We start from the raw sequence: 19,752 nt of genomic DNA on the forward strand, positions 1-19,752 counted from the left end.
TTTAAAACCAACCCTGATGAAAGGATGACAGGCGATGACTTCCACCCGAAACGAAGCTGTATCCCCTGATTCGCTCTTTCGTATTGTTCGTTCCATTCCTGGAGCAGCCAGAGAAGTATGGCGTGGTAAACAGGCCGCTTGGAAGGCTTCGGCGCAGCTTCGTCATCCTTCACGAGATTTGGCTTGGGAAGCTGATATGGCTGAGACGCTAAAGGGAGAAATCGAACGCCTGTTACCCGGAACGGAGACGGCTTCTGCCCGCCATGCCAAAAGCGCCCCATTATGTGAAGAGGATTGCATCATTCTGGAAGAAATTAAAACGCTAACGGTGGAAAATAATCGAAGCAACATCACACGTACAGCAGCCTATTTGGCATGTTATGACCAATATCCCGAACTGCATTGGGCCCTGCTTGCCCACATGGTTTCCCGCAACGGTGGTTATCACATGACCGATCTGCAGAGCAACCTTATGCATAATTTGCAAAACCAGACAGATCGGGAGCATATGTATCGGTTGCTCGAGCGCTGTAATGCACTCATTTTCCAGGATGCCTATCCTCAGCTTCTGCTCTACATGAACAGCAGGCGAATCGGGCGAAGCTGCTTCCACCTGCTATCGCATTTTCACGTATCGGCGTTCATGACACCCATCTGGGAGCGATTCTGGTTGGAACGATGCAGCTCCCTGCTTAGTGTGGCATTAATTATTAATGAGCAGAACTATATTGAGAGCCGGGTCGTACAGCATCCTTATTTTCAAAAAGAAGTACTCTCCAAGCCTGCATTTCACCTTCACAACCTCGCGGGGCTTAATCATATTGTGTTTCCACTTGGGCGCGGAAAAGGACTCGCCGGGAGGGTAATCGAACATTTTGGCAAGCTGGATGAACGAATCATGTTTGGCAAAAGCCTGTACGCCATGCTGTTTGGCACCGAGCAGGTGTACACACAAGTGCTCGATTTTGCCCGTTCGGTTCCCCACAGGGGCTCACGTGCCGAATATTGGCCGGGTCTATTCACAACGAGCTTGGAGGGCTCAGCCGATTCGAAATTCTATACTCAGGAACTGCTGGAACACGAATGGATGCCAGAAGGTAGGCGATTATACAGCCCAGAGCTGCTCGCCGTATGGAAAGACACACCATATGAACCGATCACCAGACAGGACTGGCTGCAAAATCGGGATAGTCTTGGCCACCTCAGTGCACCGCGTCGTCCCTGGTTGTTCGAAATGAGCCATGAACACCGATATGGGATGCTCAAAACGGCCGTTGCCCATGATGCCAAGACATTGCTGCATTAAGCGACCTAGAGTACGGTTTTCTCGAATCGGCTGTCAGCTGTTCATCTTGTACGATTTCAGAATAAAAAAGCCCTGCCCGCTTAAGCAGCAGACAGAGCTTGTACTTATTATAAGAATGTTTGGCATCAACCTATGCCCGCTGACCCGAACCACGCTGAAGACGCATGAGCGGCCGCAGTACCTTTTGCAAAATACGCGGGTAGCTGCCAAGTTCATCTCTGCGCAATACGCGAAGAATGACGAGCATGACCAGGTATACGACCACAACGAGAGCACCGACAACCAGGCAAGTCATGAGGAAGGATACACGTGCTGGCAGGAATAAACCGAAGATCCAATTGCCAGCCCAGTTTGCACCAAAACCAATACCTGCAGCAAGCAGGACAGTTACCACGAAACCAACCCAGCGATCACCCATGATCGAGAAGGTTACGATTTTTCTCAGTACGCGCAGGTTCAGATACGTAATCACCAGGAAACATAATGCTGTTGCAATAATGATCCCATAGATGCCGAAGATCGGAGCCAGGATCAAGCTTGCTACCAATTTAACGATAATCCCTGCAGCTACACTGATCATTGTAATCCGCGGTTTACCTACTCCAAGCAGAATGGAGTTTGTCGTCATCATCGTAATTTGGAAAATGGTACCGAAGGTCAGCAGGGTAATGATTGGAGTCCCATCTGGCGTACTGAACAGTAATCCATTCACCGAATAGGCTGCCGCACATAGGGCAATGACGATTGGCATGCCTGTCAAAATCGAAATGCGCATGGCCAGCGTAATTTGATTCTGGAGATGGGCTTCATCTTTGCGTGCAAAGGCTGCCGAAATGACAGGTACAAGCGATTGGCTAAGCGCAATGGCCAGAATTGGCGGGATTCCCGCAATACTTTGCGCCTTCGCACCGAGGATCGCCAGCACCCCTGTTGCCTCTTCTAGCCCAATACGGCCACTGAGCAGCGGAACCACGAGTGATGAATCGATGAAGTTAATCGCCGGAACCGCAAGGGACGATAACACAATGGGAATCGACAGTTTGAAGATATCACTGTATATCCCTCGCATCGGCAGCTGCTCTGCACGAACAACCTCCAGCTGGGCTGCACGATCACTACGGCGCAGCTTCAAGGTGAAGTACAGCATGACGGCAAACGCACCGATACTGCCGAGCACCCCACCGAATGAAGCTCCTGCAGCAATCGTTCTGTCATCATAATTCCATTGCAGCATGACATATGCCACGATGATGGCTGTACCTACCCGGGCGAACTGCTCTACAATCTGAGATATACCGCCTGCCGTCATATTGCCGCGTCCCTGGAAGTAACCACGCATCATGGCAATAGCCGGGAAAAGCAGCAGCGCCGGAGCAAGGGCCCGAATCGCACTAACAGCCTCCGGTACCTTGGATACATATGTTGCATAATAAGGCGCTGCAAACCACAGTAAGGCTGACATGACAACCCCGGCTACCGCGGCAAAGATCAAGGCAGCCTTATAAATTTGCTGTGCTTCTCCCGCGCGCCCCAGCGCGTAGCGTTCAGACACCATCTTGCTGAGCGTGCTGGGAATTCCCGCTGTTGCGACGGTTAACAGCATTAAGTATACCGTATTGGAGATGGTAAACGATGCGTTACCGATATCGCCAAGGATATGCTCTAGCGGTACCCGCTGCACGAGACCAAGTACTCTGGCAATGAGTGCTGCGGCCGCCAGGATGAGCGTACCCTTAATGAATGTTTCCTTCTTAGACAAACTAATTCCCCTTCTTTCCCCCACACGGACGTGCATCTGGTTGAAGCCCATCCCGAACGTCTATGCGAATCTTGCTACCCAGATAATAAACAGAACAATCATGACAATTTGCAAAATAATTTTCATTACCGTACTGGTGAACAGGCCAACGACGGAACCGAACCCAACCTTTGTAGCCTTGGAAGGTGATGATCCGCCGATTAATTCCCCGATAAATGCACCGATAAACGGTCCCAGTACCAACCCGAATGCAGGGATGACAAATGGACCAATAATGACACCAATCGTACTCAGGGTTGTAGATAGCTTGGAGCCTCCGAACTTCTTGACGCCCCATGCACTAACCACATAATCCGCTACGAACAGAACCACCACGATTAGAATCTGGAAAATCCAGAACCATACACCAAACGGATCGAAGCTGAAGAACCAGCCATAGACCAGAAACGCGAAAAAGATCGCTATAGCTCCAGGCAGTATCGGGTATACCGTTCCGGCCATTCCCACTGCAAACAAAAGCACAATTAAAATCCAGCCAACGGTTGCAAGCAAAGGTTATTCCCCCTTCAAAATGTGTTCACGAATGACTTCCACGATTCCATCTTCATTGTTGCTCGCCACAATCAGATCGGCGGCTTCCTTCACTTGTTCCTGTGCATTCCCCATGGCAACACCCAGACCTACCGCCTCGATCACGGCCAGATCGTTCAGGCTGTCTCCCACTGCGACGACTTCGGACATTTCTATGCCCAGCAGTTTGCAGACCTCAGCCACGCCACTCGCTTTTGAAATGCCAGCCGGGTTAATCTCGATATTAACAGGTGAGGAATTCGTCATTTGAAGGCCTCCCAGCTGCTGCAGTTCCATCATGATCTGATGACGAACCTCATCATCCTCCGTATTGAAACCAAACTTCAGCCATTCCAGATCTTCAATATTTTCTGTCCAACGCTCACGGTTGAACAGCTCCTCTACCGAATATGCCCAGTACCAGCTGTTATATTTCTCACCAATCTCCTGCATGGTACGGATTAAAACCGGGTCCATCAGATGACGAATGTGCAGGTCATGTGGAGCTTTCCAAACTTCACTTCCATTCACCGTAACCATCGGCGTTTCCAGACCAAGCTGTACCGCGTACGGCATTGCATGGAATACGGCTCTTCCTGTGGACAGGCACACATGCACCCCGCGCCGGATGGCGATCTGTATCCACTTGGCGGTTTCCTGGGTAATTTCATGATTATCGTTGAGCAATGTCCCGTCCATATCCAGCGCCAGCAATTTGTATTTAAGTTCACTCATGCAGTATTCCTCCTCGGTTGTCTCTCTACTTCTCTCTATCCATCGATTCTCTCACAAAAAGACCGCCCGGTATCCGCAGGGGCGGACGCTCCGGACGTCACAGCTAACGACATTTTACCACAGATCATCCAGATGCAACAAAATAACGGTCAATCCAAATAACGATATGAAGGCAGACAAGATCATATGCACTTATCTGCTGGAGCAGATCAAGGGAAATCCTCATCTATATGGATGTCATACCCGATATCACACCTTCCAAACAGCAAAAACCGCCTGCGTATGCAGACGGTTATAATCTCGTTCTTAGCGTGTCGCGAATTTACGACGAGCGTAGCGGAGGATAATGCCATGTTTCGGAGACAGCAGGAGTGCCAGAACAAACAGAATTCCAGCTACCGCCACCATGCAGCCTGCAATGGAAGCATCCAATGCATAGGCCATCATATAGCCCCCAACAGAGGAAGCAGCGCCCACCAGTACGCTGTACAAAATCATTTTTCCCAATCGATCCGTGAGCAGATAAGCTGTCGCCGCAGGAACAATCAACATGCCTACCACGAGGATGGACCCCACACTTTCAAAGGAAGCCACGGATGTCATGGAAACAAGCCCCATGAGCAGGTAATGGAACAATACGACCGGAATACCGCAGGCAGCTGCCAGCGCCGGATCGAAGGCGCACAGTTTGAACTGTTTATAGAATAGTCCGATAACAATCAGGATGACCAGGAGCGTAATACCCAGCATCCAGACAGCCCTTGGCCCGACATCCGTACCTCCAAGTGTTAACGTATCCCACTGTACGTAGGCAATCTCACCAAAGAGCACACAGTCCAGATCCAGATCGATATGCTGGGCGTTCAGACTGATCAGAATAACACCGACGGCAAACAGTGCCGTAAATACAATGCCAATGGATGCATCGGAAGACAGTCCCCCGGCCTGCAGGCTTTGAATGAAGAATACCGTTAATAGACCGAAAATAGTGGCTCCAAGCAGCATCCATAAGGAATCCCTGGAACCGCTCCATAGAAAAGCAATGGCAATCCCGGGAAGCACAGCATGGCTGATGGCATCCCCAACCAATGCCATTCGCCGCAAGATAAGGAAACATCCAAGAATGGCACATGCGGACGAAACCAATACAGCCGTTAATATGATCCAAAATGTAGCCATTATAGCTCCCCCCGTTCCTGCTGTGTTCCTTGGGCGGAAAGTGTCTGAAGCGTAGCACGCTCTTCTCGAAGATAAGCCGATTTGGCCTGCATGCTTCGCAAACGGCGAGCCAGTAACCCCCGACGCGGAGCAAGCAGCGCCGAGCCGGCAAACAATACCGTAGCCGCGAGGACCGTCACGGGTCCTGTCGGCAGATTAGGAACGAGCGTACTGAAGATGGTGCCCGTGGCACCACTCAGAGCACCAAATATGCCTGCGAGCAGCACCATAAGTGCAAGTGAATCGGTCCAGCAGCGCGCTGCTGCCGCAGGAGTCACAAGCAAGGCAGCAACAAGAACAACTCCGACCGCCTGAATTCCCGCTACAACTGCGATGACTGTCAGCAGCAAGATCAGCTGTTCCAGCATGGCTACAGGCAGCCCCATGCCCCGGGCGAATCCGGGATCAAAGCTCACAAGCTTGAATTCCTTGAACCAGACCAGACAGGCAATGAGCAAAACGAGACAGACACCGCCCATGACGTATACATCCGTCATCACCATCGAGGCCGCCTGACCAAACAAATATTTATCTAGCCCACTTTGACTTCCGCTGGCCCCATGCTGGATGCGGGTCAGCATGACTACACCGATACCGAAGAATACCGTCAGCACAATCCCCATCGCTGCATCCTGCTTAATCCGTGAATACCGGGTGATCCAGGATATCCCGAAGGTCGCAATGATTCCTGCAGCGAGTGCACCAAACAGAAAGAGACCTACGGACTTGGTTTCCGTTAACATAAAAGCAATACAGATCCCTGGCAATGCCGCATGTGCCAATGTATCGCCCATCAAACTCTGGCGGCGCAAAAAGGTAAATGAACCAATAATGCCACTACTGAACCCGAGCAACAAACAGCCAAGCAAAATCCAGCGTGTGTTGGGGTCAGACAGAATGGAAAAGATCCAGTTCCCCATCATTACACCTGGCCCTTCTCCGTCCGGCTTCCGATCATCGCAATCCGTCCTCCGTAAGTTTCCTGCAGCGTATCCGGTACAAACACTTCGCTTGTCGGTCCGCCGGCAACCAGTCGCCCATTGAGCAGCAGCACATGGTCAAAATATTCCTCCACCGTCGCAAGATCGTGATGAACTACGAGTACCGTCTTCCCTTGCTTTTTCAACTGTTCCAAAAGGGAAATGATGGCCTTTTCCGTTGTGGCATCCACGCCTGCAAACGGTTCATCCATGAAATACAGGTCTGCATCCTGAACCAGTGCACGAGCCAAAAAGACCCGCTGCTGCTGTCCGCCGGACAGCTGGCTAATCTGTCGATGCATATAGTCTCCCATACCCACTTGCTCAAGGCAGTGTGCAGCCAGATCACGCTCCTTCTTGCCTGGACGACGGAACCAGCCCAGGTGACCGTACCTGCCCATCATCACCACATCCAGCGCATGGGTTGGGAAATCCCAATCGACTGATTCCCGCTGGGGAACGTAGCCGATCCGGCGCCGCTGCTCACGGTAGGACTGACCAAATATCCGCACCTCACCGTGCATTTTCGGCACCAGTCCGAGTACAGCCTTGATTAGAGTAGACTTCCCGGCCCCGTTTGGACCGAGAATGCCGATGAGCTGTCCTTCCGGTATATCAAAGGAAACCCCGCTGAGGACTGGCTTTTTATGATAGGCTACAGCCAGATCCCGAACACTAAGAGGGGCCATTGTAGGCTGCATTCCCTGCAATTCATTCGGATAAACGGACGTAAGCATGTTCTCAGATAACGTTGTCTTGCTCATGCTGTTTCCACTCCTCTCTCGCTAAAATTATTATTTCAACGCCTCTACAATCGTCTCGGTATTGTGACGGATCATGCCAATATAGGTACCTTCTTCTGTTCCTTCAGCACCCATGGCATCCGAGAAGAGTTCCCCGCCAATGCTGACCGTATGGCCTTTTTCAGCGGCTCCGGCAATAATGGCCTCCATCGCTTTTGCCGGCACACTCGATTCCACAAATACCGCCTTAATATTGTTATCCACGAGGTAATCCCGCAGTTCACTGACATCCTTCGCACCATATTCGGCTGCTGTGCTGATACCCTGAAGTCCCATCACTTTCATGCCGTAGGCCTCACCAAAATACCCAAAAGCATCGTGTGCGGTCACAAGTACCCGGCTCGCTTCAGGGATCTCCTGAATTTTTGTGCGCACTTCGTTATCCAGCTCTTCAAGCTTTGCCAAATACGCTTCCGCTTGAGCCTGATATGCCTCAGCATGATCCGGATCTGCCTCCACAAGTGTATCGCGTACAGCTTCTGCTGCATGCATCCAGTGGCTCACATCAAACCAGACATGTGGATCATATTCCGTACCTCCGGTCTCCTGACCCGAATGCAATTCTTCTACTGGGATGCCGTCTGTGACAGCAGTTACTGTTTTGCTCTTGGACATCTTCTCCAAAATATCAGTCATTTTCCCTTCCAGGTGCAGCCCGTTATAGAAAATGACTTCAGCTTGCTCCAGCTTGCGGATATCCCCTTGTGAAGCCTTGTACAGATGGGGGTCTACGCCTGGACCCATTAGCCCGGTAACGTCAACGTATGCCCCTCCGATCTCACGTGCTACATCTGCAATCATGCCTGTGGTTGCTGTAACCTGCATCTTCCCTTCCGTGCTTCCCGATTCAGCTGTGCTGGAACACGCAGTCAAAACCACAATCAAGACAAGGGCTGATAGCGTCATGAACCCTCTTTGAATACTCCTCATTTTAACCATTAACAATTCCAACCTCTCCTTTCCCTCTCCTAACATAATTGTCCACATCTAATTTTGTTGTACAAGGTATTAAAATTTATACACGACTAATAATGTTTCCCTTGTGCAAATTTTAGCCGATGCAAAATAAAAAGGCAAGGGATAATTTCCCTTGCCTGTCCGGTACCGTATATTAGCCTTTTCACTGGTTGTTTCGCGGAATCATGATATGGAATAACCCCCTGCACATGTGTGTTAATCTCCGTTAATTTGGTACCTCTCCTCAAAAATCTTGCTTTACTCTTTGTCCTTCTCCTGACCCTTTTTCCCTTTTGGCGTCCCATCCAGACCGTAGACCTCATCGTATGCATCGAAGATTTTGCGTGCAATCGGCGACGCACTAACAGACCCGAATCCACCTTCCGGTACAACAACCGCGATGGCCAGTTTTGGATTCTCACGCGGTGCAAATGCGATAAACACACCGTTCTCCTTTTTATTCGGTCCTGTTCCCTGCTCGGACGTACCTGTTTTACGGGCATAGTCGTAAGGGAATCCGTCAAACGAGCTTACTTTGGTGACCATGCCGCGGTGTACTTCATTCCAGTATGCATCCGCAAAATCCACTTCGTTTAAAACTTTAGGTTTAATTTTTTTAACGACATTGCCTTCTGCATCACGGATTTCTTTCACCAAATGAGGCTCCATCCGTTTGCCCTTATTGGCAAGCATCGTAGTATATTGTGCGAGCTGAAGTGTCGTGTACTTCGCTTGTTGACCAAACGAGGCAAACGCCAGACGTGTCAAGGCCGATTCATGATCCTCGTTGTATTCAAGCGTACCCAGGTACTCCCCCGGAAGATCCACGCCTGTAGAGACACCCAAGCCGAAGTCTTTCATGTATTCGTCCCAAACTTTGATTCCTTTTTCTGAGCCATATTTATTCAGCAAACGTTTGCCCACCATATCAATCATAAACGCATTGGAAGACTTCTCAATGGCGCGTCTTGCAGTGATATGACCATTATAAGCAGAGTGGGAGTTTCTCACCTGCCGCCCGTCTTTCCCCAGAATCGCATATCCCTGATCGTGATAAGTCTGCCCTGCTGTAAACAAGCCTTCTTTCAGGCCGATAAGCACACTAAGAGGTTTGATGACGGAACCTAGCAATACCACGGATTCGGCATGCCTAGGCTTGGAATCATTCGGTGGGAAAGAGGCGATTGTCCCATTCCGGTACACGTATTTGATTTTCTCATAATCCCAATCATTCGGGTCGTAGTCCGGCATGCTTGCCATGGCCACCACATTTCCGGTATCTACCTCCATCGCCACTGCATACCCCGTAATGGCCTTGGGCAGCTTGCGCAGTTCATCTGTAATCGCTTCCTGAGCTGCTAGCTGAATTTCCTTATTGATTGTGGAGACGATGCTGTAGCCTTTCTCAGGCGGAGTCTGCATGATTGTTCCTTCAGGAAGATTACGAGCATTAATATCGATAGATTGATAGCCGCTTCTTCCACGAAGTTCCTCCTGATATTGAAACTCCAGCCCTCCTACTCCAACCATTTCTTGCTGAGTGTAGCGAAGGCCCGGATCCCTTTCCGTTGCCAGCGACTTACTAATTTCTTTATACTTATCCAAGTTATTTTGTTGACCCTTGAACTCTCTAGTGTAGCCAATGACCTGGACAGCAACCCGATCAGGGTCATACTTTCTTACATTTTCCTCCAGTACCATAGCCCCTGGATATTCAGCCTTTTTCTCCATGAAATAAGCAATTTCTTTCGTATTCAGATCGGATTTTACCAACCTTGGTGTGTACCCGTGTGTCTTTTGGTAATCCAGATCGAGGCGTTTCATGATCTCTGCTGCATCCGGCTGTTCCTTGTCTCCAGGGTTAAACTCCTTGAACACTGCCGCAAGATCATCTGCCAGTTTTTGAGCTTCTTCCTGCCGGGAACCGTTACTATAATCTTCATACAACAATACATACAGAGACTGTACAGGCTCAGAGTATGCTAACGCCACTTTTCCCGTGGCATCATAGATCGGTCCACGCACAGGTGCCAGCGGAATGTCTTTTGTATTACGTGTCGTTTCCATATACGTCAATTCAGGTCCCTCGACAAACTGCACAAAAGCTAATCGAAAAATAAGGATACTGAAGATGACAAATGCAGCGAAAAAGAACAGGTTGATTCTTGCTGCAGACGGCTTGTTGACAGCTGTGTCTTCATCGGATGCTTTCTTGCTCCTCCATCGGTTAAACATGTATAAGCCTCTCCGTTCTCTATAAATAATGGTTAACAGTCTAAATTAATTAACGTACAGCTCAGATATTTTCCCTATATAAGTCTATCAAAGGTTGATTGACACGTCTTCCTAATTTTGGTTACATTTTCGTAAACTAGAGAGAGCCCCTTCTCCGTTGTTGATCTGGAATATTTGTATATTGATTCAGTCATTTAATTAAACGTGTTAACTCCCTATGAAGTTACAGGGAATATGTAAATGTCTGGTCCACTCTTAGCTCCATACACAAAAAAAGAAGGCCCTCAAAGGGCCCTCTCTTTAACCATATGAATTTACTGCGCTGCTGTTTCATCTGTTTCTTCCGTTTTATCTTTCTTCGGAACACCGTCCAAGCCGAACTCCTCGTCATACGCATCGAAGATCGCACGTGCAACTGGAGCCGCACTGTTGGAACCGAAGCCCCCTTCAGGGATAACCACGGCTACAGCCAGTTTTGGATTTTCCCGCGGCGCATAAGCGATAAATACCCCGTTGTCGACCAATTTCCCGCCGACTAGCTGCGTCGATGTTCCTGTTTTTCTCGCAAAATCATAAGGGAAGCCGCTAAATGCCGTAACCTCCGTAGCCATGCCTCGTTGTACCTCTTTCCAATAAGCGTCATTGAAATCGACCGTACTTAGCACTTTTGGTTTCACTTTCTCAACAACATTACCCTCGGAATCTCGGATCTCATTTACCAATTGCGGCTGCATCCGTTTACCCTTGTTGGCCAGCATTGTAGTGTACTGTGCTAACTGCATCGTTGTATATTTCCCTTGCTGACCAAAGGAGGCATATACCAACTTGGTCAAGGAACTCTCGGAGCTTTCCTTGTATTCTTTGAGACCGGGCCGCTCATTAGGCAAATCTACCTCTGTAAGTACACCAAGGCCGAATTGCTCCATGTATTCATCCCATACATCAACGCCCTTTGCACCATACGTCGTGTATAACTTCTTACCGATTTCATCAATCATAAACACGTTTGAGGAATGACGAATCGCATCATGTGGAGTCAACAGACCGTATACGTGACCGGAAGAGTTCTGTACTCTGCGGTTATCCCCACCGAAAGTTGTAGAACCCCTGTCTGGATATACGGTATTAGTAGTAAAGAAACCTTCCTTTAGACCGATCAATACACTCAGAGGTTTGATCGTGGAACCAAGCAATACAACGGATTCTGCCCGTTTACCGGAGTCATCTGGCGGGAAGCCACGAATCGTACCATTCTGGTAAATATATTTGATTTTATCGTAATCTTCAGTGCTGATACCACCGGTTTTCCATACGTTCGTGTCATAGTCAGGCATACTGGCAGAAGCAACAATTTTCCCTGTATCCACTTCCATCGCTACCGCAAAACCTGTCTTGGCATTAGGATGCAGCTTGCCGGAAACTGGGTGCGTATGCAGCCAGCTCAGTTGATCTGTGATCGCCTGCTCTGTCTTCACCTGCACGTTTTTGTTGATGCTCGTAATCAGGTCATAACCCTTCTCAGGTGGAGTGGAGCCTGCCACACCTTCAGGCAAATTCCGTAAATCCACGTCGACAGAGTTATAACCGCTTTTACCGCGCAGGACATCTTGATATTGCAATTCAAGTCCATCAAATCCAACAAACTCATTTTCCGTATATACCAGCCCAGGATCCGTTTGTGTTTTGTTGGCTTCATCAACCTCTTTGTATTTGTTCAACGTTTTGGAACTTTTGAATTTTTTCAAATATCCGATGGTCTGAACAGCCACGGTGTCCGGATCATAATAACGCACACTTTCTTCAACTATCTGAATTCCCGTGAATTCATCCTTATGCTGAAGGAAATAAGCCACTTCTTCCTCCGACAGATCGCTCTTGATAAGTCGAGGCATGAAACCATTCGCCTTGCGGGAATTCAGGTCCATTGCTTCAATGATCTGATCTACAGTAAGAGACTCCGACTCCTTGGTTTTGTATTGTTCGAATACATCATGCAGCCTTGTCGCAATATCCTGAGCTTCCGGGAAGTTTGGACTTGGTTGTCCGTTTACATCACCATAGTTTTTATAGAGCGTCAGGTATAGAGACTGAATCGGTTTGGAATACGCGAGTTTCACCTCACCAGTTGAATCATAGATTGTTCCTCTCACCGGAGCGAGCGGCACATCCTTGGTTATGTTACTGGCCTCTTCCTGACTGAGCTCAGGCCCTTCCACGAATTGCAGAAACGCCAGCCGTACAATAATAACGCTAAAAATAACAAAGGAAGCGAAGAAAAATACGTTCATCCGGTAACTGAAGCGCCGTTTGTCGGTAAGTTCATCCTTCTCTTTTGAATGATTGTTCATTCATCCTACCTCTTTCATGACTTGATGCATACCGCTCTTATAAGTCCAGCCGCGGCATGATAACCTGGCAACGTCGTCATAATCCGGAACCCTGTCCGGTGTAATGTTATGCTGTCTGATCTTTCAGATGGGTATCGGCAAAATTCGGAGGATTGAACCAGTCACCGCTCACCGCCCATGTCGGATCAAGCGGAATCCAGCTCTGGGAATCACTCAAATAAATTTCATTCCATGCATGTGGGCCATATCCGCCCTGGCCGTTGTATCCAAGTCCTGTAACGACCTTAACATCCAGACCTTGTGAACGGGCCATGACTGCATAAAGACGTGCGTAATCAATGCATACCCCTTTACGCGTATCAAACGTGTTCTGTGGTGTCTGTTCATGCCATATGCCTTTTTGCTCATAATCATCCACTTTCCCGTAATCATATTGAATGCGGGAACCAACCCAATCATACAAGGCCCGTGCTTTCGCTTCATCCGTCGTTTGACCTTTCACAATTTCACTGGCTGCAGATTCAATATCTGCAGGAATATTGTGGTCAATGACCTCATACTTCCGCTGCAAAATTCCGCCCAGTTCCTTCTGAACTGCTTGGGTAAATACTGGCAGCTTGTCCTTGATCAGGTTGCCGGATAACGGTTCAATAACGGACTTTGCTCCCTGCATGTAGATCGGCGAAGCCTCTACATATCGGCTAAACATGCTTCCAGGATATAGGCTGACAATCATGAAAAGAACGGCGATGACAATCATCCCGCGGGCAGATCCAATGACCGCGCCTATGATTGCACCCATGAAGCGGCTAATAATACCCTTGGGAGTACTCTCTTGCTCTGCAGAATGATATCTCCTTCTGAAGAAAAGGGAAGAGAACAAGCCAAGCACCATACGAATAATTCCATAGCTAAGCACAAACAACACGGCAAACCGCATCAATGGAAAATCAGCAATCGCCGTAACCAACGTATAATACATCTGCTCCCATCGGTTCAGATCCCGATTCGGCATGGCTGAAGCATGCGCAGACAACCACTGCTGCACATACGGTGCCAGCCAAAGGGTCAAACCAATGGACAGCAGAATGCCAATGACCGCCATAATGCCATCCATCAGGAATCCAAATAGTCTTCCTGCCGAATGCGAAGCGCCTCTGGACCATCCCTGAAGCAATGAAGCTGCCACAATCAATAACAGCATGATCGTGATGCCATTGAATTCCTTCAGGCTGTCCAGCCAATTCTGCAACACGTATTCACTCCCCCTTTGCTAAGAAGCTGGTACAGTTCCATTTCCTCTGGCCTGTTCGACAAACGTCCGTATCGTTTCATTGTCGAGATTCCATTCGCCAAGTGAAATTCCGCGCAAGGTCACATTGACCTTGTTCGATCCAGCTGTCCCCTTAATTTCCACATTGGGACTCGTAATGGTAAATTGCCCATCCTGTCCTTTGGCGTAGGTGGCCTTGGAAGCTTCTTTCACCATCATATTGGTGGCTTCCTTTTTCAATGTGTCCATCGTACTGGACTGCACATCCGAAACCGTCTGTTTAATCTGATCGATGGAGATGCCGCTGTATATCAACAGAGCCGCAATAATGATGATGGCAATCGCCCATTTCAATACGGTTTTGACCACATTCAGAACAAAGAACAAAATGATCAGTGCAACGACGATCACCAGCCAGTTCTGCATCACAAACTCTTTGATCACTTCTATGTTCATGATTACACCTTCCGTATTAGAGTTAAGAAATCACACTTCCCGAATATTATACATGATTTCCGAACCCGCTGTCAGCTAAGCACTCTCTCGTAAAAATAAAGGTCTAAGTTCGTCCAGTTGAACGTACAAGTAGTACCATGAGGTTTTGCATGAAAAATCGGGAACGCATTTTGACGACCTGGCATGAACATGCATCGTTTAACAAGGAGGGGCTTTTGTGAAAACGGCCATCTGGCTCTATCTATTTTTGTTTCTTGCTGTTTTTGACCTGCACGCCCAATATCCCATCCTGACCCCCTTTGCCATCTCGCTCGGGGCTGCACCCACCTTCATCGGGTGGATGATGGGTATCTACTCCTTGACTCATCTTCCCGGCAATTTAATTGCCGGCACACAAATCGATAAACATGGCAGTCGGCGTTATATCGTGTTCAGTTTACTGGGGGCAGGCATTATTCTGCTGCTGCAAGCCCACATTCACACGCCATGGCAGCTGCTTGCACTTCGTTCCATCAGCGGCTTTGTGCTCGCTTTTCTGTCTCCGGCCTGTCTTGCCCTGCTTGCACAGCTGTCGACCAACCCGGTCACTCAGGGCAAGTATATGTCCGGACATGGTGTCGTACACACGCTGGCGTCTGTTGTATCTCCGGCTGCCGGAGCACTGATTGTTGGTGCTTTGGGGTTCTCTGCTACATTTGCGAGTCTTGGATACCTGCTCATTCTGTCAGGCATGATTGCCTGGTTGTCCATGCCGAAGGGGCTTGTCGATGTTCAGCGAGAGAAAGAAACCGTACCTCCCAAGCCTGCTAACCTCGGAGGAAGTACGAATACCTTCATACCTGTCTCCTGGCGTTATTTTGCATTGCCGCTGGTCATTGCGTGTGCACAGGGGATCCTGTTTTTTGAATTACCTCTCCGGGGCGGAGGACACTCGTCCATGATGTCTACGGGGCTATTGTTTTCGGTCATTAGTATCGGGGCACTGCTTACGCTCAGCATGCTTTTTCTTAATCGCTATTCGCCCAAGCTGCGTTTAACTGCTGGGGTCCTGCTAATGTCTCTCTGTTTCTTCACGCTGGCTGCCTTCCCGGACATCCCTCTGGCTGCTGCACTCTTTGTACTGGGCATGTCCAAAGGGATTACTTTTCCAGCCATGGCGACCCTGTTTATCCGTTTAAGCGGCGGAAGCAAGCTGGGACGTATTTTTTCACTACAATCCATTGCTACCTCCATCGGGTCCTTCATTGGTCCCATCGCCGCAGGTCAGCTGCGTGTAGGTGTCTCGCCGTATTTTATCGCGTTTATTCTATTAATGGTCGGCATTCTGCTCCTTCCTTACTTCACCAGCAGACGTGAGGCATCCCTGTCTTCAACAGATCCAAATAGCGTACTGGGATAGACGTGATCCATGATGTAAGTCCATTTTTTATTAAAATGGCTTGTATTTACCTTTGCTTTGCATCATTCCCCCATTTACAGCTAAACTATATATAATCCAGTCGATTTTCGCTGCAACATTTCCCGGGGAATGTCGACACTAGCTCTCGAACAAGAGGTGAATATCATGCCTATTCATGTCATTGTGGAAGGTAAGAATGATCGCAGCAAGCTGAAACGTCTCGTTGGACCGGAAATCAACATTTTATGTACATTCGGCACTCTGAATTCGCTCAAGCTGGAGTCCCTGCGCAAACAGGTTGGTTACGATGAAGTATATCTGTTTATGGATAATGACAGTTCAGGCAAAAAAATCAGAGGTGTGCTGCGGGACGCCTTCCCAGATGCAGTGCAGATGTATACCAGACGTGGTTATGCGGGTGTGGAAGGAACCCCTGATGAATACATCATTGCCCAGTTGGAGAAGGCCGGATTGGAAGAGTATATTCAATACCCCGAGTACCCGTCATTCTAAACGTAAAACAATTGCAAAAGGCTGCTTAGCGGTTATTTACCAACCGGCTAGCAGCCTTTTTTTATGGATACTAATATGATTCTAATATAATTAGAACAGATTATTCATTGATCAGATTGCGGATATCCTCTGCGATGACTGCAGGCTCAACATCTTCTGTATTAAATGCGTTATACACCTTGCGCAGCTGATTGTTCTGATCGACGAGACCGATCATGTTCATATGAGCAAAATCATCCTTGCTCTCGCCTTCAATCAGAATCTGAAATGAATCCTTGGCGAGTTGCTTTGTTTTGTCCATATCCCCTCGTAGGAAATACCACCCGTCATAATCCGCGTGGAAACGGTCCGCGAATTCCTTAATTTTCTCCTTGGTATCGACTTCCGGATCAAATGAAATCGAAACAAAGGAAGCATCCTTGCCGAATGTGCCATCTTCCTTCAACAAATCCTGCACCTGGGACAACGTAAACGTCGTAATTGGGCATACATCAGGACAACTGGTGAAATAAAAATAGAACAGCCGCACCTTGCCTTTGGTATCATCGAGCGAAACGGTTGTCCCATCCACATTTTCCATGGAGAAGGATTGGATCTCCCGAATCTCGGGTAATTTCTCCTTGCTGGCAAAGACGGTGCCCCACATAAGGTATACTGCCATAATCAGTGCGAGACCCAGCAGCATCCAGGTCCATTTGTACTTTTTCAGCATCATCCTCGTCCTTTCTTGTACTCTCGATATGAATACGCATACATATCTTACTTTGAATTACACGGCTATCGTTTCTTGCCCGGGATGTCACGTTATGAAGAAATAAGTAACTTCTTTTGCTAAAAATTGCATATGTATACGAAGAACCCCACTCTGGATGGGACCCTTTCTTATTGTAACCGTTCTTGATGCAGATGCCCAAGCATTTATTTTGCACCTTCACAGTACTGCATTCCATTATTTATGAACCGTATCCAGAATCATCAGTACGAAGCTTAGAGACAGATAATTAATGGAATAAATAAATACCTTTTTGGCCCAGACGTCCGTATCCTGTGCACGAAATCCTTTGAGGGCATAATATAGCCACAGTACCGACAGCACCAGTGACACCGTCAGATAAAAAATACCGGCATACCCGTATGCATACATTAGAATGGGAACAAAAATCTGCAGCACCAGATAAGGAATCATTTGAATCTTGGTCCGTTCAATGCCCTTCACTACGGGCAGCAGCGGAAATCCACCGGCCCGATAATCCTCTACCCGACGGATGGCGAGCGCCCAGAAATGCGGAGGCTGCCACAGGAACAACATGGCAAGAAGCAGCCATGCACCCAGGTCCAAACGTCCCGTTACAGCGACATAGCCGATAACTGGCGGCATGGCACCTGACAAACCACCGATGGATGTGCTCCATGTTGAGGATCGTTTTAACCAAAGCGTGTAAATAACAACATAGACAAACATGCCAAAAATGCCGCATAATCCGGCAAGTATACCCGAAAAAGAAAAAAGAACAGTTAAGCCTAGCACGCCTAAAATAATCGCATACGACAAAACCACCTTCGGTGTTAACCTTCCTGTCGGTAAGGAGCGGTTGCGGGTACGTTCCATTTTCAAATCAAGTTCACGATCAAAATAATTGTTAAATACGCAGGAAGAAGCCATAACTAGCGCAGTCCCAAGTAAGGTCAGCAGCATCTTTACCAAGTTGATATCCCACTGGGATGCCAGCCAAAACCCTCCAAAAACGGCAATAAGATTGGTTCGAAGTATTCCCGGTTTGGTGATATGAATAAAGTCTTTCCACGATCCCGACTTGGTCGGAGGCGAGGTCAATGTTGCAGAATCGGAAGAAGCCTGGTATCCCAACTGATTGTCCACGCTTGGTTAATCCCCCTTAATTCTCGGTTTGGAGGTTTTTCTCTTTGTCTCCGATATAAAGTTTATCATAGGTAAATGGCCAAGAGTATGACAATGCTCGTACAAATGTTGGGTGAAATGAACTTCTTATGACAACTTTTTCGGGTTTTGGCTGTTTTGCGTCAAGACAGGCGGATAATATACACTATATATGGGTATCACCTAGATATAGAATCATTAATATGATGAAATTGAGCTACACCACAAAGGAGACGTTTATGGATACTTCTACACATTTTGTCATGGGTATTGGTTTGGCAGGTCTGGCTTATGTCGATCCTGTCGTGGCTTCCAGTCCCATGCTCGCGGCTGCGGTGATGGTGGGTACCATTGCTGGCTCCCAGGCCCCTGACATTGATACGGCGCTGCGTCTCAAAAGCAACTCATTGTACATTCGAAATCATCGGGGTATGTCCCACTCGCCGCCCTTTCTTCTATTATGGGTTCTGCTCATCACGGGCGTCATTGCACTGATTTTCCCGGATGTTCCCATTGGACACGTCGCTGCCTGGACAGCTGTCGCCGTGGGCGTTCACGTTTTTACCGATCTGTTCAACACCTATGGAACCCAGGCAGTAAGGCCATTCTCGGAACGATGGATTGCCTGGAATATCATTCATATTTTCGATCCGTTTCTGTTCGCTTCGCACGTGGTGGCAATCCTGCTGTGGGCCTTTGATCTGATCGCCCCTGCCCCGTTGTTTGTCACACTGTATATCGTTATAGCCCTCTATTATGTATGGCGAATCATTGCCCATGCCCAAGCTGTAGCCAAAGTGAAAGGGCTGGATAACAACAAACCGGCGCTTCGCTATATCGTCATTCCAACGATATCCTGGAACCGCTGGCATGTGGTGAAGCATTTTGCGGATAACAGTTACGAAATCGGAAAAATGGATGGAGCAGAGCTGACCTGGCATCTGCATGCCTCGTCTTCCACTCATGCGGCTGTCGCCGCCTCACGGAAATCACCAGAGGTAAATGCTTTTCTCTACTTCACCTCCTATGCGGTTGCCGAGGTAGAGGAGCTGCCTGCAGGATACAAGGTCCGCTGGGCGGATGTGCGGTATCGACACCGCAAGCAGTATCCGTTTGTCGCCGTGGTCGTGATGGACCGTAATTTTGAAACGATTGATACGTATGTCGGCTGGTTAAGCGATGAGAAAATGGATAAAAAACTTTTATCCGCCCGGTCTTGACGAGAAGGACCGGGAAAGGCACAATCAAGTAAGGAACTGTTGCGCGATGAAAAGCCCGGAGCGTTTCCGCTCCGGGCTTTTGT

Annotated in this window: 17 protein-coding genes; 4 read left to right on the top strand and 13 right to left on the bottom strand. The window is 48.4% G+C overall.

Annotated features, from left to right (window positions below; all coding sequences use genetic code 11):
• Positions 1-34: 34 nt before the first annotated feature.
• The gene (locus F4V51_RS24000) at positions 35-1,306 is read left to right on the top strand and encodes a DUF2515 family protein (RefSeq protein WP_153979900.1); all 1,272 of its coding nucleotides are present in this window, start codon (positions 35-37) and stop codon (positions 1,304-1,306) included.
• Positions 1,307-1,436: 130 nt separating this feature from the next.
• Here the strand turns inward: F4V51_RS24000 and F4V51_RS24005 are convergent, their stop codons facing one another.
• The 11 genes from F4V51_RS24005 to F4V51_RS24055 all read right to left on the bottom strand — a co-directional run bounded on the left by F4V51_RS24005 (position 1,437) and on the right by F4V51_RS24055 (position 14,640).
• Positions 1,437-3,065, bottom strand: a complete 1,629-nt coding sequence (locus F4V51_RS24005) for a putative polysaccharide biosynthesis protein (RefSeq protein WP_153979901.1) — start codon at positions 3,063-3,065, stop codon at positions 1,437-1,439.
• 60 nt (positions 3,066-3,125) lie between these two features.
• Positions 3,126-3,566: a DUF456 domain-containing protein gene (locus tag F4V51_RS24010; protein ID WP_095292156.1), complete on the bottom strand. Its 441-nt coding sequence runs from the start codon at positions 3,564-3,566 to the stop codon at positions 3,126-3,128.
• Between the two features lie 54 nt (positions 3,567-3,620).
• The gene (locus F4V51_RS24015; protein WP_153979902.1) at positions 3,621-4,370 is read right to left on the bottom strand and encodes a Cof-type HAD-IIB family hydrolase; all 750 of its coding nucleotides are present in this window, start codon (positions 4,368-4,370) and stop codon (positions 3,621-3,623) included.
• Positions 4,371-4,676: 306 nt separating this feature from the next.
• Positions 4,677-5,549: a metal ABC transporter permease gene (locus F4V51_RS24020; protein ID WP_153979903.1), complete on the bottom strand. Its 873-nt coding sequence runs from the start codon at positions 5,547-5,549 to the stop codon at positions 4,677-4,679.
• On the bottom strand, positions 5,549-6,508 hold the full coding sequence (locus F4V51_RS24025) for a metal ABC transporter permease (RefSeq protein ID WP_095361246.1): 960 nt from the start codon (positions 6,506-6,508) through the stop codon (positions 5,549-5,551). The genes F4V51_RS24020 and F4V51_RS24025 overlap by 1 nt, the downstream gene beginning before the upstream one ends.
• Before the next feature lie 2 nt (positions 6,509-6,510).
• Positions 6,511-7,269: a metal ABC transporter ATP-binding protein gene (locus F4V51_RS24030; protein WP_153980843.1), complete on the bottom strand. Its 759-nt coding sequence runs from the start codon at positions 7,267-7,269 to the stop codon at positions 6,511-6,513.
• Positions 7,270-7,362: 93 nt separating this feature from the next.
• Positions 7,363-8,277 (bottom strand): metal ABC transporter solute-binding protein, Zn/Mn family, encoded by a 915-nt coding sequence (locus tag F4V51_RS24035; protein ID WP_236146637.1) that lies wholly within the window; start codon positions 8,275-8,277, stop codon positions 7,363-7,365.
• 309 nt (positions 8,278-8,586) lie between these two features.
• The gene (locus F4V51_RS24040) at positions 8,587-10,563 is read right to left on the bottom strand and encodes a peptidoglycan D,D-transpeptidase FtsI family protein (protein ID WP_153979904.1); all 1,977 of its coding nucleotides are present in this window, start codon (positions 10,561-10,563) and stop codon (positions 8,587-8,589) included.
• 314 nt (positions 10,564-10,877) lie between these two features.
• Complete coding sequence (locus F4V51_RS24045; protein ID WP_153979905.1) at positions 10,878-12,911, bottom strand: peptidoglycan D,D-transpeptidase FtsI family protein; 2,034 nt, start codon at positions 12,909-12,911, stop codon at positions 10,878-10,880.
• 106 nt (positions 12,912-13,017) lie between these two features.
• Positions 13,018-14,166 (bottom strand): transglutaminase domain-containing protein, encoded by a 1,149-nt coding sequence (locus tag F4V51_RS24050; RefSeq protein WP_153979906.1) that lies wholly within the window; start codon positions 14,164-14,166, stop codon positions 13,018-13,020.
• 18 nt (positions 14,167-14,184) lie between these two features.
• Positions 14,185-14,640, bottom strand: coding sequence for an ATPase (locus F4V51_RS24055; protein ID WP_095292162.1), 456 nt, complete (start codon positions 14,638-14,640; stop codon positions 14,185-14,187).
• A gap of 217 nt (positions 14,641-14,857) precedes the next feature.
• Between F4V51_RS24055 and F4V51_RS24060 the strand changes: the two genes are divergently transcribed.
• Positions 14,858-16,039 (top strand): MFS transporter, encoded by a 1,182-nt coding sequence (locus F4V51_RS24060; protein WP_153979907.1) that lies wholly within the window; start codon positions 14,858-14,860, stop codon positions 16,037-16,039.
• Positions 16,040-16,204: 165 nt separating this feature from the next.
• Complete coding sequence (locus F4V51_RS24065; protein ID WP_095292165.1) at positions 16,205-16,552, top strand: toprim domain-containing protein; 348 nt, start codon at positions 16,205-16,207, stop codon at positions 16,550-16,552.
• Between the two features lie 100 nt (positions 16,553-16,652).
• On the opposite strand, the gene F4V51_RS24070 is transcribed toward F4V51_RS24065, so the two are convergent.
• Positions 16,653-17,264, bottom strand: coding sequence for an SCO family protein (locus F4V51_RS24070; protein WP_095361390.1), 612 nt, complete (start codon positions 17,262-17,264; stop codon positions 16,653-16,655).
• 237 nt (positions 17,265-17,501) lie between these two features.
• Entirely contained in the window at positions 17,502-18,431 is a 930-nt protein-coding gene (cyoE, locus tag F4V51_RS24075) for a heme o synthase (protein WP_153979908.1), read from the bottom strand.
• Positions 18,432-18,688: 257 nt separating this feature from the next.
• Between cyoE and F4V51_RS24080 the strand changes: the two genes are divergently transcribed.
• The gene (locus F4V51_RS24080) at positions 18,689-19,669 is read left to right on the top strand and encodes a metal-dependent hydrolase (protein WP_153979909.1); all 981 of its coding nucleotides are present in this window, start codon (positions 18,689-18,691) and stop codon (positions 19,667-19,669) included.
• Positions 19,670-19,752: the final 83 nt, after the last annotated feature.

This window comes from Paenibacillus xylanilyticus (assembly GCF_009664365.1).
GTDB lineage: Bacteria > Bacillota > Bacilli > Paenibacillales > Paenibacillaceae > Paenibacillus > Paenibacillus xylanilyticus_A.